We start from the raw sequence: 14,037 nt of genomic DNA, 5'->3' as shown, positions 1-14,037 counted from the left end.
TTCGAACACGAGAGGCCGCATGAGACACGCGATCCGCTTCCTCCTCGGCCATGAGGCGCGCACGATCGAGGCCTGCGATCCGGCCCTGACGGTGCTCGACTGGCTGCGCGGCCCCGAGCGGCTGATCGGCACCAAGGAGGGCTGCAACGAGGGCGATTGCGGGGCCTGCACGGTGGTGGTGGTGCGCCCCGAGGGGCCGCCCGGCGCCGAGCGCCTGCGCTACCGCACGGTCGATGCCTGCATCACCTTCCTGGGCATGCTCGACGGCTGCCAGCTCCTCACCGTGGAGCACCTGCGTGGGAGCGACGGCACGCTCCATCCGGTCCAGCGCCTGATGGTGGAGGAGCACGGCTCGCAATGCGGCTTCTGCACGCCGGGCTTCGTGATGTCGCTGTTCGCCATGACCAAGGATTGGCCCACCGCGGCCGGGGAAGTCTGGACCTCCGCGAGCCCCATCGACGATGCCCTCGCGGGCAATCTCTGCCGCTGTACCGGCTATGCCCCGATCGTGCGCGCGGCCGAGCGGGCGCTGGCCCTGCCGGAAGCGGATGCCTTCGACGCCGCCCACGACGCCACCCTCGCCCGGCTGCTGGCCTTGCGCGACGACGAGACCGTTGCGGTCTCCGGGCCGAAGGGCCGCTTCTTCGCCCCGGCCACCATCCAGGCGCTCGTCGATCTCATGGCCGAGCACCCCCAGGCGACGATCGTGGCCGGCGCCACCGATGTCGCCCTCTGGGTGACCAAGGGCCTGCGCGTGCTCGACCCGGTGATCTGGCTCGGGCGGGTGCGAAGCCTGCGCGTCGTGGGCGAGGCGCCCGATCACCTGTATCTCGGAGCCGGCGTGAGCCTCGCCGAGGCCGGCACGCATCTCGCCGGACTGCATCCGGATCTCGGCGAACTCTTCCGCCGCCACGGTGCCGCCCAGACCCGCAATGCCGGCACCCTCGGCGGCAACATCGCCAACGGCTCCCCCATCGGCGACGCGGCGCCGGCCCTGATCGCCCTCGGGGCAGGCCTCCATCTCATCGGCCGGGGGACCGAGTGCGAGATTCCCCTCGCGGATTTCTTCGTCGCCTATGGCCGGCAGGACCTGCGCCCGGGCGAGTTCGTCGCCGGGGTGCGGGTGCCGAGACTCGGCCCGAAGGCGATCTTCCGCGCCTACAAGATTTCGAAGCGCTTCGACGAGGATATTTCGGCCGTCCTCGGCGCCTTCCGACTGACGCTCGACGGCGGCACGATCGAGGAAGCCTGCATCGCCTATGGCGGCATGGCCGGCACCCCGAAGCGGGCCGTCCAGGCCGAGGCCGCGCTGGTGGGGCAAGCCCTCGACGCCGCCGTGATCCCGGCCTTCAAGGCCGCACTCGCGCAGGACTTCACCCCGCTCACCGACATGCGGGCCTCGGCCGGCTACCGCCTCAAGGTCGCCGGCAACCTGATCGAGCGCCTGATCCACGAGAGCGCCCCGGAGGCGCCGGAAACCCGCTTGGCGAGGGTGGGAGCGCTGGCTCATGCTTGATCGCACGCCCCCTGCCCCGAAGGCGGACGACCGGATCGCGGGCGGCGCCCACACGCCGCGCATCCACGACAGCGCCGCCCGCCACGTCGGCGGTTCGGCGATCTACATCGACGACATGGCCGAGCCGGCCGGCCTGCTGCATGTCTGCCTGGGCCTGAGCGAACGCGCCCATGCCCGCCTGGTCTCGGTGGATCTCGACCCCGTGCGCAGCGCCGAGGGCGTGGTCGCGGTGTTCACCGCCGCCGACGTCCCGGGCGTAAACGACATCTCGTCCTCGCACCGGAACGACGAGCCGATGCTGGCCGAGGACACGGTGTCGTATGTCGGCCAGCCGATCTTCGCGGTGGCGGCCCTGACCCGCGATGCGGCCCGCCGCGCCGCCCGCCACGCCGTCATCGCCTACGAAGACCGCGCACCCGTCCTGACCTACCGGGAGGCCCGGGCGGACGGCACGCTGGTCTGGCCGCCCATGACCCTGACGCGCGGCGATTCCGACGCGGTGCTGGCGGAGGCTCCCGGCATCGTCCGGGGCCGGATGGCCATCGGTGGCCAGGAGCACTTCTACCTCGAGGGCCAGATCGCGCTGGCCATTCCGGGCGAGGACGACGAGGTCACGGTCTACACCTCGACCCAGCACCCCTCGGAGGCCCAGGCCCTGGTCGCCAAGGTGCTGGGCACGGTCAATTCCGCGGTGACGGCCGAGATCCGCCGGATGGGCGGCGGCTTCGGCGGCAAGGAGAGCCAGTCGAACCTGTTCGCCTGCGTGGCGGCCCTGGTGGCCAAGACGACCGGACGCGCCGCCAAGATCCGGCCCGACCGCGACGACGACATGATCATCACCGGCAAGCGCCACGATTTCGAGGTCGATTACCTCGTCGGCCACGATGCCGCGGGCAAGATCCTGGCGGTCGACATGCAGCTCGCCGCCCGCTGCGGCTGGGCCGCCGACCTGTCGGGGCCGGTCACCGACCGCGCCCTGTTCCACGCCGACAATTGCTATCACTACCCGGCGGTGCACCTGACCTCGCGGCCCTACCGCACCCACACCCAGTCCAACACCGCCTTCCGGGGCTTCGGCGGCCCGCAGGGCATGGTGGCGGCCGAGCGGGTGATCGAGGAAGTGGCCTATGCCTGCGGCCTCGACCCGTTGGAGGTGCGCAAGCGCAATTTCTACGGCACCGAGACCGACAACGTCACGCCCTACCACCAGACCATTTCCGACAATTGCATCCGGGATTTGGTGGCCAAACTGGAAGTGGATTGTGAGTATGCTGAGCGCCGCGCGGCCCTGCATGCGGCAAATGAAGCGAGCCCTGTGATCAAGCGCGGCATCGCCCTGACGCCGGTGAAGTTCGGCATCTCCTTCACCTCGACCGCCTACAACCAGGCCGGCGCCCTGGTGCACATCTACAACGACGGTTCGGTCGGCCTGAACCACGGCGGCACCGAGATGGGCCAGGGGCTCTACGTCAAGGTTGCGCAGGTGGTGGCGGAGGAATTCCAGATCGATGCCGACCGGGTTCGCATCACCGCGACCACGACCGGCAAGGTGCCCAACACCTCGGCCACCGCCGCCTCGTCGGGGGCGGATCTCAACGGCATGGCGGCCCGCACGGCCGCCCAGACCCTGAAGGACCGCCTCGTCGCCTTCGCGGCCGAGGCCTGGAGCGTCGCGCCCGAGACGGTGCTGTTCCTGCCCAACCGGGTCCGGGTCGGCAACCAGGAGATCGCCTGGGCCGAGTTGATCCACAAGGCCTACCTCGCCCGCGTCCAGCTCTCGGCCACGGGCTTCTACAAGACCCCGACCATCCACTGGGACCGCGATGCCGGCCGGGGCCACCCGTTCTACTATTTCGCCTACGGCGCGGCCTGCGTGCAGGCGGCGGTGGACACGCTGACCGGCGAATACCGGATCGAGCGGGCCGACATCCTGCACGATTGCGGCCGCTCCCTGAACCCGGCGGTGGACCGGGGCCAGATCGAGGGCGGCTTCATCCAGGGGCTGGGCTGGCTCACCACCGAGGAATTGTGGTGGGACGGCAAGGGCGCCTTACGCACCCATGCGCCGTCCACCTACAAGATCCCGGCCTGCGGCGACCGCCCGCGCATCTTCAACGTGGCCCTCTACGAGAACGCGAATCGCGAGGCGACGATCTACCGCTCGAAGGCGGTGGGCGAGCCGCCGCTGATGCTCGGCATCGCCGGGCTGCACGCCCTGTCGGACGCGGTGGCGAGCGTCGCCGGGCACCGGCACTGCCCCCGCCTCGACGCCCCGGCGACGCCCGAACGCGTCCTCGACGCCGTCGAGCGGATGCGGGCCCTGGCGGACCATCCGCGAACCGCGCAGCCGTGAGCCTCGGCCCGTCGGAGGCGCTGTCGGAAACCCTGGCGGGCGCCCTCGCGGCGGGCGAGCCGGCGGCCCTCGTTACCCTGTCGGAGGCGCGGGGCTCGACGCCGCGCGCCGCCGGCACCGCCATGCTGGTGATGCCCGGCCGGGTCCTCGGCACCATCGGGGGCGGCACCTACGAATGGGCGGGCATCGCCCGGGCCCGGCAACTCCTGGCGGCGGGCGAGCGGGAGGCCACCCTGCCGATGCCGCTCGGGCCGGAAACCGGACAATGCTGCGGCGGGCACGTCACCCTGACGATCGTCCGGGCCGGGGCCGAGACGTGCGCGAGCCTCAACGCCTGGGAGGCCGAGGGAGCGGCGCGGGCGCCGTGGGTGCTGATCTACGGCGCCGGCCATGTCGGGCGCGCCCTGGCGCTGGCCCTCGACCCGCTGCCGTTCCGCACCCGGATCATCGACGACCGGCCCGGAGAGATCGCCCGCGTCGAGGGCGCCCGCATCCTCCGGGAGGTCGGCTCGGCCAGTGCCGTGGCCGAGGCCGCGCCGCCGGGGGCCGCGCACGTGGTGCTCACCCACAGCCACGCCCTCGACAGCCTGATCTGCGCCAGCCTGCTGGAGGCCAACAGCTTCGCGTATCTTGGCCTGATCGGATCGGCCACCAAGCGGGCGACCTTCCTCAGCGCCTTCCGGGCGATGGGGCTCGACGCGGCCGCCCTCGACCGCCTCGTCTGCCCGATCGGCGGCAGGCCGGTGCGCGACAAGCGCCCGGCCGTCATCGCCGCCCTGGTGGCGGCCGAACTGATCGGCGTCTTTGCGGGCTGATCTGGAGGCTCGACCGGCCGATCAGGGACGCGGCGGCGGGACGTTCGCTCCGCGTGTGGGCATCGCCTCGGCAGGCATCGCCTCGGCAGGCATCGACTCGGCCGCAATGCCGCCGGCCCGGGGCGGGACCGGGATCGCGTCGCCGCTGCGGATCGCCTCGGCCTCGTTGCGGGGGCCTGCCCGGCCCTCGGTGCCGCCCGGCGCGGTGGCGGCATCCATGCCGGCCGGCGCGCCGGCGCCCTGGGCCAGGGCCGCCCCGGCGAGGCCGAGCGACAGGGTCAGGACGGTGATCAAACGGATCGGGGTGGGCTGGATCATGGCAGGCTCCAGGGTTCGCAAAGGAGGCGGAGAGCGTCGCGCGATGTCGCGTCGGGCTTTCGGAAAGGTCGGCGTTCGGCGCGGCTTCGGCGGAAGCGGGCTCAGCGGTGACGTTTGTGCCGGGGTGCCCGGTGCCGGATCGCCCGGTGTCGGAGGGCCGCGCGTCCGCGCAGGCCGCCGGGGGCCGTGACCCGGGACTGGCCGCCGGGAGCGATCAGGGTGCCCTGGGCCCGGGGCGCCGGCGTCAGCATGAACAGGCCGGCCGTGACGAGCGCGGCCGCGAGGCTCCGCCCGAGCATTCCAACGCTTGCAAACCTGCGATTCAGGAACAGCTGCGGCACATCACGTCCTCCCGCGAGCCCGGCGCCCGCATGATCGAGGATGGTCCTGGCAAAGGACGTGCCGGACCGACCCGACATCACCGAGGCTTGTTCCGCGCATCTCGACGTCTGCGCACGCGTGCCGGCGGTCTTCAGGATGGTGCCGGTCGATATCTTGCGCGGATCGGGCGGGATCGATGCTGGCTGCTTCGCTCGGCAACGGATCGACCGGATGGCGAAGCCCGGGCGCTCCGCGTCGGGACAGCGCATCCCAAAGAGCGCAGGATTCGGGTGCTCAGAAGTCCAGTGCTCAGAAGTCCGGGGCTCAGGAGTCCGGGGCTCAGCTGCCCCGATAGGTCTGGTAGCTCCACGGGCTCGCCACCAGCGGCACGTGATAATGCCCCTGATATAAAATGTTGCAAATCAACGACTTAGCTTTGGTTGTCACTCGGTCTGCCGCAAATTGTGTCACAATCCGAGGTCAATATGGCAACCATACGCAAACGAGGTAACTCCTGGCAGGTTCAGATACGCAAGAGTGGTACCAACCCCATATCAAGCAGCTTTCCTACTAAGCAAGCTGCAATGGAGTGGGCTTCACAAAAGGAGCTAGGTGCAGAAGGATGTCTCGATCTATTCGAGCTTCTAGATATATACAAAAATAAAGTTTCATTTAAGAAAAAAGAATATTTAACCGAGTGTTGGCGCATTGTCGTGATCAAGCGACACCCGATATCGCGGATCCCCATTAGTAAGTTATCAATAAAGCATATGTCTGAGTACCGAGATGACAGATTAAAAGTCGTAAAGCCCGACACATTGTTGAGAGAGATGTGCACAATACGAGCCTGCATAGATATTGCTATGAGAGAGTGGGACGTAAAAATCGCTTCAAATCCAGCAAAGGGACTGAGACTTCCTCGACAAGGAATGCCCCGTGCACAAAGATTGAGTCCCGACGAAGAAGTTAGAATGCGGGAAGGTTTCGCTGGAAGTCCTACATGGTTTCTGAAGCCTATCGTATTGCTTGCTATCGAAACTGCTATGCGTCGCGGAGAGTTGCTAAGGTTAAAATGGTCAGACATTGATTTAATCAAAGGAACTGCCCACTTGTCCGTAACTAAAAATGGCTACTGCCGTACGATTGCACTTAGCCCTATGGCAATCAAAATTCTAAGCGAAATAGAAAAAGGTGATGAAAGAGTATTCCCGCTTAATATCAGTCAAGTTCACAATGGTTGGGTCAATCTTAGGCGAAGATCTAAACTACAGCATCTGCGCTTTCACGACCTAAGGCACGAAGGAATTAGCAGGCTTTTCGAACTAGGCTTATCAGTTCCGGAAGTTGCAATGCAAAGCGGGCATAAAGATTATAAAATGCTTGCAAGATACACGCACCTAAAACCTGAAAATGTCGCTGAGAAGATCAGAAAGCTAGTTTCGATTGCTAATTTAAATTGATTCAAAACTCTCGGCAGCAGAAGCGCCAATCAGTGTGGGGCGAGGATACCTCTTGCCCCTAATTGGCGCTTCTTTCGTCCCAATCGGAACACTAAGCAACGCAGCCTCAAGATCTTTACGGTCGGAAAATGCTACGAACTATTTTTTTGAAAATGTGCTAGATCTTAGTTGAGCTACAATAAGCGTAGGGTGATTGCCATCGCGGAGTATATTCCATGCCTGCATTAGTTTTTTTCGATGTGCTTTAATCCATCGTTCCATAGGACGGTCGAATTTCCTAATACCTACTAGCCAACCACCAGTGTCCACTGCATAGGAGGCTACGTGTCTATCGACTCCATAATCAAGATGAACGTGCGCTCTTTGATGGTTCAGGTTTGCATCCATTCGTATAATTATAGTTTCATATTTCAAAAGTAAAAGCTCTGGATAAGTTATCGAAGATGATCTAGATAATAGTTCTATTGACGCCATTTCATTTTGAATAGCTTCCAAGGTTTTATTTAGGCCAAACGGATCAGGCTCTGCGGGTAACGTGAGGGTCATTGGCCTTGATATCCTTGTAGCCGTACTCTACTCGCCCGTACGCTTTTTCGGTTTGCGTCTTGATTGAGCGCTGACCGCCTTTCTTTTTACATTATCTTCAATCTCTGTTTCACCATAAGTAAATTCCGCCTTTCCTTTACTCACGTATTCGGCAAGCGTCCGTATGCGTCGGTACACCGAGAGCAAAATTTTTAGTGTTAAGTATGGGCTGCCTGTAAGTTCATTTATATGGGACAAACTCCTAAATCCTAGCAACGTAGCCATCTGTTTACTGCTAGTGATTATATAGTCCATCTCATGTTTGCGGAATTTTATTTCGGCTTCGTCGGTTTTTAGTTTCAGTAGCTTACGCTCCTGCATACCTTTATAAATATTATTGTATGTAGTATTGGCCGAATCAATAGCTAAGGAGATTTTTTTAACCGCTCCTGCAACAGATGTTGCTGTCACAATCCAGAGCGCTAGGTCAAAATAACCCGGAGAACTTTTGTGAATAGCTAATATTTTGGGACGTGCTTGCTTGCGAGTCGAATATTTTAGTTCATTGAAGAAGCTTACTGCACTATACCCTCCCTGCCATGGAAAATTAGAATATGCCCTTGCCATGCGCTCGCTATCACCTTGCCCTAGATCGCCACTGACTGACGCAAAGAAGAAATAGACCTGCTCGTAGGCTCGAGGGAATATATACAGGTCTTCGAGAGACCATTCTTTATTTAGTTCTATCCTATATCGACCAGTCTCGGCCATTTCGTGTCCCACAGTTTTGAAAATCCAGTTGAAAGATCTGGGAATAAATTTGCAAGAACTTTTGTGCGAAACCACGCTTTATGCACCGAACTGTGAGCGTTACTTTCCCAGTAGCTCGGTTTCGCTATAAAGAGCGGGGGGGTGTCTGAAGGACATCGGATGGAAGGGATCCTCTGAAACAGAACGGAGATTCCAACCTTACTGACGCTCAAGCAAAGCGAATGTTTCGTTCGCCGCATTCGCAGGAGCCTCTTCCAGGCTTCTAGGAGCGCCGCCAGCAGGCGGATGGGCAAAAGGCGAGCCGTGGGTCCGTTTCGTCCGGCAAGGCCGTCAGCGGTCTGCCCTGGCAACCTGCTGAGGCACCAGCGTGTCGCGTCCTGCTTACGCCCGAGCAGAGCGACAGGGCAGGCCTCACTTTCCACGCTTGCATTCGCAGGAGCCTCTTCCAGGCTTCTAGGAGCGCCGCCAGCAGGCGGATGGGCAAAAGGCGAGCCGTGGGTCCGTTTCGTCCGGCAAGGCCGTCAGCGGTCTGCCCTGGCAACCTGCTGAGGCACCAGCGTGTCGCGTGGCGCCCCAGGCACAGGATCAGCATTAATTTCACCGAGAGGGTTGAGCCGGATGGGAGGATTGCACACTAAGGTAATGCTGTGTTTTGATTGGGGATCAGTATGCCAAGCATCGAACGTCAAGAGATACAATCCTGCAGTTACTGTGGAGCCCCTCACAGCATCACGTACGAGTACGCAAAGTTTGGACCTGCTAATGATCAAGAGAGGGCCAGCTGCCGCAGCTGTGGAGAGCTTCTTGTCCGCGAGCGTTGTCTTTCGATTACAGCAAAACTAGTTCAACCTATATCCCATCATCATGAACCGAAGGCGGACTCTTGATAATTCTATGGACGCTGGACTTACTAATACCAATTTCAGCCGCAACGGCAGCCATTGATAATCCTTTAAGACTTAGCTCCTTTACGAGATCTGACTTTAACCGAGCACTAGGTTTGCGCCCTTTATAGGCACCATCAGCTTTCGCCTTAGCGATACCCTCACGTTGTCTCTCTAGCATCATCTCTCTCTCGAACTGAGCAACACCAGCCAGCACGTTCAGCATGAGCTTGCCGGTTGGCGTGCCTGTATCTACGCCCAAGTTCAGGATCCTCAGCGCAGCACCCCTCCCTTCAATCTCAGAAATAACAGCACCCATGTGCGTTACTGATCGAGCCAACCGATCCAGCTTTGTCACAACCAGAGTGTCGCCGGCTCGAACAAACTCAAGCGCTGCAGTTAGCGACCTACGAGGACCTACCGACGAAGCGTGCTCATGGAACAGCTTCTCGCATCCTAGGGCGGATAGCTCCCGGATCTGAGCCGCAAGCCCTGCTTCCTGTTCCAAGGTAGAGGTACGCGCGTATCCAATGAGCATGAGGGTACCTGCCGTTCCACTAGGGTCCTAGACATAGAACACTTGACCGTTCCAAAATGCAATAGATATCTTTTGAGACGATCTGAGCTGATTGATGGAACGTTCCATTAGAGCTTGCCCTATTGGAACGAGTGCAGCCTCTCGCCTGGGTGTATAGAACCCTCTTAAATCTATCTTCGATAGGAGGATGGATTGCAGTTCCAACCCGATGATTTTATCTGAGGCTTATGCATCTATGGATCATAGTCGGATATGGTATTAGAACTAGGATTATCATTGGTCCTATCCTAGTATCTTATGGATATTTCTATAATGTAGATCTATTTCTGACATCTCTATCAGCAGCCATCTGATGATCTAGCCTACGCCATCTATATCTAGTTCTTAGAGTCATAGGACTCCTCTGCTATGGTTCTCTCTAGTTCTATCTTAGGATATCTGTAGGCTAGCCATTTATGTTATATTCAGTATGTATCTAGTTCTAACTATGTAGTGTCTAGTTATATGTAATTATCATGTGCCTTCTATATGTCTATTTATAAATGGTATCCTTTATATGGTTCTATTAGTTATCTTCTATATCAACAGCTATCGGTGGGTATATCTATCTACTTTCTAGTAGGTATATCTAGTTCTATTCTATCTCCTATCTAGTTCTATCTGTTTTGTATCTTGGAAACTGATACCGGGATTGCTCCTACAGTATCAGTGGCCTTTTATATCCACATATGAAGGGAGTAGCAGGCTTAGGCTCTATGATAGTTTATCTAATTGATATAGCTTAGAGCACGAAACAGATACCGACCCAAGCAAGCCAACTCTAATCAATCTGAGATATCGGATTAGAACTATGATCTATACTATGAATAGAACTATGATCTAATCTATGATACATACTGATCTAAGCTTGGATTAGCGCACCTTCGATGCTGATCTAGGGGCGGTGGGGGACTTGCGGTTGTTGTAACTGTTAGATGCGGGCGCAGAAAATTATGTCATTATCAGCAGGATTGCTAATAAGAATCTATAGTCAGGTATGGACCTACCGACTGCGAAATTTTCTCTGGTAATTGCCGGTGTCAGCGCCGATCTGATCCACTATGACAAGGCACATTTGCCGAAATGTCGATGTGAGCGAAGAGCGATCTTTCAGCTTGTACGGCAGCCCAATCTACGACAATTTATTAAGAGGTTAACATTGGCGCGGCGAGCTTCCGGCGCATGTGTTGGGCAAGAAAATTCTGACCGGAGTTTCGAAAAGTAATGACTTATAGTGCACCAATATTAAAAGGATATGGTGAGGCTACTCAGTCGCTGAAACTCTATCGGCGCGCTGAATTGAGGAGCGATGCTACCGACGAGCCACTTATCGAAAAGCTGTATGTAGATCCTCTTCAGAACGATACAGTACTAGAGACAATGATGCGCTCTAATACAACGATGCTTATCGGGCGGAAAGGCACCGGGAAGTCAACTATTTTTCAGCGCGCACAATATGAGATTAGGAAAAAGCCTAAATCTATATCTGCCTATGTCGACATCAAAACAATATATGAGTCTGCTGAAGTTGATCCTGGTTTGGCGCAGAAGATTTCTCTAACATCTGGATCAATGAACGAGAAAGAAATTCGAAAGCTGCTGCTTTATCGAGCTTTTACAAAGGCCGTTTTTGTAGACATACAGAAAGAGATCAAAGCGCAAGCAAACTCTTCTGTAATGTCAAAATTCAGGGAAGCAATTTCTGCACGGCGTGGTAGTGTAATTGAGGCAATCGATGAGTTGCTTGATGGCACATTTGATACTGAGTTGACCGATGTTACATCCGCTATAAATAGAACTACCAAGGCTGCGGATAGTTTGAAATCATCCAGCAAAAGAACTATGTCTGCATCTGGGGAAATATCTTTATCTGCATCAGCCGAAGCCGCCGCTAAAATCAATGGTGGTATCAATAGAGAAAAAACCAAAGAATCAACGGCTAGCGAAGAAAACGAGTATTCGCAGGTACTGCTTAGAACCTTTAATATAAGCTCTTTGATGGAAAAACTAGAGAACGTTCTTAGTGAAATTGGTGTGAAAAGTCTCTATATTTTTATTGATGATTTTTCGGAGCTACCACAGGAAGCAATGATGGTGTTCGTAGACACCGTTCTGGCTCCACTTAATAATTGGTCAAATGAACTTATCAAGTTCAAAGTTGCGGCGTATCCGGGGCGCGTGTACCTAGGAAAAATTGATCCTTCGAAAATAGATGAGCTATACCTTGATACGTTCAATTTGTATGGCAGAACTGATGTTTCTTCGATGGAAGACAAGGCCATTGATTTCACAAAGAGACTAATAAACAGCCGATTCAATCATTACATAGGAATGAATTTTGATAATTTTTGTGACAGTGATTTAGATGATATTTATCGACAGTTGTTTTTTGCTAGCATGGGTAATCCAAGAATTATCGGGCATATACTCCATAACTTAAGAGAGTCACACATTGCTTATGGCAGATCGATCGGTTCAAGAGCAATCCGAGATGCTTCTACTCGCTACTACGAGGAAAAAATCGAGCCGTTTTTCGGAATGCAGAAATTTGTACAGGAGTCTTTTGAAGAGAAATCGTCGGTTTTTAGCTTAAAAGAGCTTCTCGTATCAATTGTTCAGAGAGCAAGGGAGCTCAAGAACTATAAAGAATCAACAGTTACTCGTGATATAAAGGGTTGGACTCCGTCTAGCCATTTTTACGTATTGACCGAATTCGATCAAATACTTTCATCGCTTGAGCTTAATTTTTTTATTAGTAAGTATTACGAAATGAAAGACAGGGACGGCCGTCAGGTTTCTATATATGCACTTAATTATGGGTTGTGTAATCGACACGCAATCGCTTATGGAAGGCCCACAGGTAAGAGGGAGTATAGGCTCTATTTTGTAGAAAGAATATTTGATTACAATTCTATTATTAGAAAATACGTTAAACAGCATCAAGAGATCAGATGTGAAGGATGTGGTGCGATTCACCCACTTGAGGCGCTTAATAGTTTGAAATTATTTGGTATGCTATGTCCTACTTGTAAGGTCGCCAAGTGTGAGGTAATCAATCTTTCAAGAAAATACGAGTCGATTATTGAAGATATCGATAGTGAACTATTTCTCCCTGCGACAGAAATTGGAATTCTTGAGGCGCTGTTTACGGAGAACAGTGGTATGGCGGCCTCGGAGATTGCTGGCGAACTCGATTGCTCTTATCAGCTCGTTGGAAAACGAGGAAAAATAATGGCGGATCGTGGGTTGGTATCCAGATCCGTTTCGGATCGAAATCGAAGAATCTTCGAAATAACCGCTAAGGCTAAATCGGAATACTTCGATGGTAACGATGAGCGTCGTATAGATTTGGATGATGGCGAAGATCTTATTTAGGTGTCAAGCGCGCGGTTGTCCGTCAGCTGAGATGCAATTTTTTGATAGTAGTTCCCCCCACTGATCTGTCACATAAATTTTGTGACAGGCTGTGACCACGCCTTGCCGCAAACTGGTTACTGTGCAAAAATCGCGTCTGGATCGGTTACAATTCAAAGCAACAAGGGGCTCAGCTGCCCCGATAGGTCTGGTAGCTCCACGGGCTCGCCACCAGCGGCACGTGATAATGCCCCTCCGGCTCGGCGACGCCGAAGCGCAGCGTCACGATGTCGAGGAAGGGCGGTTCGGGCAGGCCCGGTTGGGTCGCCCGGAAATGGTCGCCGATGTGGAAGCGCAGCTCGTAGGCGGCGATCGGCACCGGACGGTCGGCGATGAGGGGCGCGTCGGTGCGCCCGTCCGCGTTGGTCACGGCCCGGGCGATGAGGGCGGTCTCGGTGTCGGAGACCCATTCGTGCAGCTCCACCGCCACGCCCGACGCCGGCCGTCCCGCCGCGGTGTCGAGGATGTGCGTCGAGATCCGCCCGGTGGTGCGCAGGGCGCCCAGCCCTTCGACCAGCGCACCGAGGCGGATCGCGGCGATGCGGAACACCTCCGCCAGGGCGGTGGCGCGCTCGGTCTCGGCGTCGGAGGCGAGGCGCGCCGCGAAGGCGCGCAGGAGCGAGGCGCGGCCGTGGCGCCGGATGCAGAGGATGAAGGGAAACCCGAAGCGCGCCACGTAGGCCGCGTTCAGCGCCGCGAACCGCGCGTATTCCGCCTCGGACAGGCGGTCGAGCCCGGCCGAGGCCTGCTCGGCGATCGAATCGGGGGCGATCCGCCCGTCGCGGGCGGCGCGGCCCGCGAGTTCGGGGTGGTCGGTCAGCAGGCCGAGGCGCGCCGCCTCGGGGGCAGCCTCCACCGCGGCTCGCATGGCGGCGAGGAGCGCCGTGACCGTGGGAAATGGGCGCTGCCCGGCCGCCGCCTCGGCGACCCAGGGCGCGTGCTCGAACACCGCCCCGAGGGCATCGACGAACGCCGCGGGCGAAGCCCGGTTCAGGTCGTCGAGAATCGGCATTGGAATCTTTCCTGCTCGGGGCCGGTTTCGGCAGGCCGGCATAGCAGGCAACGGGCCATCCGGCGCGCGTG

General features: G+C 57.5%; 12 protein-coding genes. 5 read left to right on the top strand and 7 right to left on the bottom strand.

Going from position 1 to position 14,037, the window contains the following annotated elements; genetic code table 11:
- Window positions 1-19 precede the first annotated feature (19 nt).
- Genes xdhA through xdhC form a run of 3 tightly spaced genes read left to right on the top strand, consistent with a single transcriptional unit; the run spans window position 20 to window position 4,684 of the window.
- Window positions 20-1,516: a xanthine dehydrogenase small subunit gene (xdhA, locus tag ACV7NL_RS15035; RefSeq protein WP_463356087.1), complete on the top strand. Its 1,497-nt coding sequence runs from the start codon at window positions 20-22 to the stop codon at window positions 1,514-1,516.
- Window positions 1,509-3,869, top strand: coding sequence for a xanthine dehydrogenase molybdopterin binding subunit (gene xdhB, locus ACV7NL_RS15030; RefSeq protein WP_463356086.1), 2,361 nt, complete (start codon window positions 1,509-1,511; stop codon window positions 3,867-3,869). The genes xdhA and xdhB overlap by 8 nt, the downstream gene beginning before the upstream one ends.
- Entirely contained in the window at window positions 3,866-4,684 is an 819-nt protein-coding gene (gene xdhC / locus ACV7NL_RS15025) for a xanthine dehydrogenase accessory protein XdhC (protein WP_463356085.1), read from the top strand. Before xdhB ends, xdhC begins: the two co-directional genes overlap by 4 nt.
- A gap of 21 nt (window positions 4,685-4,705) precedes the next feature.
- Here the strand turns inward: xdhC and ACV7NL_RS15020 are convergent, their stop codons facing one another.
- The 3 genes from ACV7NL_RS15020 to ACV7NL_RS15010 form a co-directional block, all read right to left on the bottom strand.
- Window positions 4,706-5,002, bottom strand: coding sequence for a hypothetical protein (locus tag ACV7NL_RS15020; RefSeq protein WP_463356084.1), 297 nt, complete (start codon window positions 5,000-5,002; stop codon window positions 4,706-4,708).
- Between the two features lie 101 nt (window positions 5,003-5,103).
- Window positions 5,104-5,301, bottom strand: coding sequence for a hypothetical protein (locus ACV7NL_RS15015; protein WP_463356083.1), 198 nt, complete (start codon window positions 5,299-5,301; stop codon window positions 5,104-5,106).
- A gap of 361 nt (window positions 5,302-5,662) precedes the next feature.
- The gene (locus ACV7NL_RS15010) at window positions 5,663-5,770 is read right to left on the bottom strand and encodes a hydroxyisourate hydrolase (RefSeq protein ID WP_463356082.1); all 108 of its coding nucleotides are present in this window, start codon (window positions 5,768-5,770) and stop codon (window positions 5,663-5,665) included.
- 38 nt (window positions 5,771-5,808) lie between these two features.
- Here ACV7NL_RS15010 and ACV7NL_RS15005 point away from each other — a divergent pair, with 38 nt between their 5' ends.
- Window positions 5,809-6,783, top strand: coding sequence for a site-specific integrase (locus tag ACV7NL_RS15005; RefSeq protein ID WP_463356081.1), 975 nt, complete (start codon window positions 5,809-5,811; stop codon window positions 6,781-6,783).
- A 138-nt stretch (window positions 6,784-6,921) separates the two neighbouring features.
- Here ACV7NL_RS15005 and ACV7NL_RS15000 read toward each other — a convergent pair whose 3' ends face one another.
- The 3 genes from ACV7NL_RS15000 to ACV7NL_RS14990 all read right to left on the bottom strand — a co-directional run bounded on the left by ACV7NL_RS15000 (window position 6,922) and on the right by ACV7NL_RS14990 (window position 9,501).
- On the bottom strand, window positions 6,922-7,329 hold the full coding sequence (locus tag ACV7NL_RS15000) for a DUF4160 domain-containing protein (RefSeq protein ID WP_463356080.1): 408 nt from the start codon (window positions 7,327-7,329) through the stop codon (window positions 6,922-6,924).
- Between the two features lie 27 nt (window positions 7,330-7,356).
- Window positions 7,357-8,079: a hypothetical protein gene (locus ACV7NL_RS14995; RefSeq protein WP_463356079.1), complete on the bottom strand. Its 723-nt coding sequence runs from the start codon at window positions 8,077-8,079 to the stop codon at window positions 7,357-7,359.
- Between the two features lie 849 nt (window positions 8,080-8,928).
- Complete coding sequence (locus tag ACV7NL_RS14990) at window positions 8,929-9,501, bottom strand: recombinase family protein (protein WP_463356078.1); 573 nt, start codon at window positions 9,499-9,501, stop codon at window positions 8,929-8,931.
- A gap of 1,263 nt (window positions 9,502-10,764) precedes the next feature.
- Here ACV7NL_RS14990 and ACV7NL_RS14985 point away from each other — a divergent pair.
- Window positions 10,765-12,915 carry a hypothetical protein gene (locus ACV7NL_RS14985; RefSeq protein WP_463356077.1) on the top strand — a complete coding sequence of 717 codons (2,151 nt, stop codon included), beginning with the start codon at window positions 10,765-10,767 and terminating at the stop codon, window positions 12,913-12,915.
- Between the two features lie 169 nt (window positions 12,916-13,084).
- Here the strand turns inward: ACV7NL_RS14985 and uraD are convergent, their stop codons facing one another.
- The gene (gene uraD, locus ACV7NL_RS14980) at window positions 13,085-13,966 is read right to left on the bottom strand and encodes a 2-oxo-4-hydroxy-4-carboxy-5-ureidoimidazoline decarboxylase (protein ID WP_463356076.1); all 882 of its coding nucleotides are present in this window, start codon (window positions 13,964-13,966) and stop codon (window positions 13,085-13,087) included.
- Between the last annotated feature and the right edge of the window lie 71 nt (window positions 13,967-14,037).

The organism is Methylobacterium sp. Ger2507, assembly GCF_055231875.1.
This window is presented reverse-complemented; position numbering and strand designations above follow the sequence as displayed.

Excerpts from the sequence above, each read along its gene's own strand:
- xdhA (WP_463356087.1), top strand. The coding sequence starts at position 20 with ATGAGACACGCGATCCGCTTCCTCCTCGGCCATGAGGCGCGCACGATC.
- xdhB (WP_463356086.1), top strand. The coding sequence starts at position 1,509 with ATGCTTGATCGCACGCCCCCTGCCCCGAAGGCGGACGACCGGATCGCG.
- ACV7NL_RS15020 (WP_463356084.1), bottom strand. The coding sequence starts at position 5,002 with ATGATCCAGCCCACCCCGATCCGTTTGATCACCGTCCTGACCCTGTCG.
- ACV7NL_RS15015 (WP_463356083.1), bottom strand. The coding sequence starts at position 5,301 with ATGCTCGGGCGGAGCCTCGCGGCCGCGCTCGTCACGGCCGGCCTGTTC.
- ACV7NL_RS15005 (WP_463356081.1), top strand. The coding sequence starts at position 5,809 with ATGGCAACCATACGCAAACGAGGTAACTCCTGGCAGGTTCAGATACGC.
- ACV7NL_RS15000 (WP_463356080.1), bottom strand. The coding sequence starts at position 7,329 with ATGACCCTCACGTTACCCGCAGAGCCTGATCCGTTTGGCCTAAATAAA.
- ACV7NL_RS14995 (WP_463356079.1), bottom strand. The coding sequence starts at position 8,079 with ATGGCCGAGACTGGTCGATATAGGATAGAACTAAATAAAGAATGGTCT.
- ACV7NL_RS14990 (WP_463356078.1), bottom strand. The coding sequence starts at position 9,501 with ATGCTCATTGGATACGCGCGTACCTCTACCTTGGAACAGGAAGCAGGG.
- ACV7NL_RS14985 (WP_463356077.1), top strand. The coding sequence starts at position 10,765 with ATGACTTATAGTGCACCAATATTAAAAGGATATGGTGAGGCTACTCAG.
- uraD (WP_463356076.1), bottom strand. The coding sequence starts at position 13,966 with ATGCCGATTCTCGACGACCTGAACCGGGCTTCGCCCGCGGCGTTCGTC.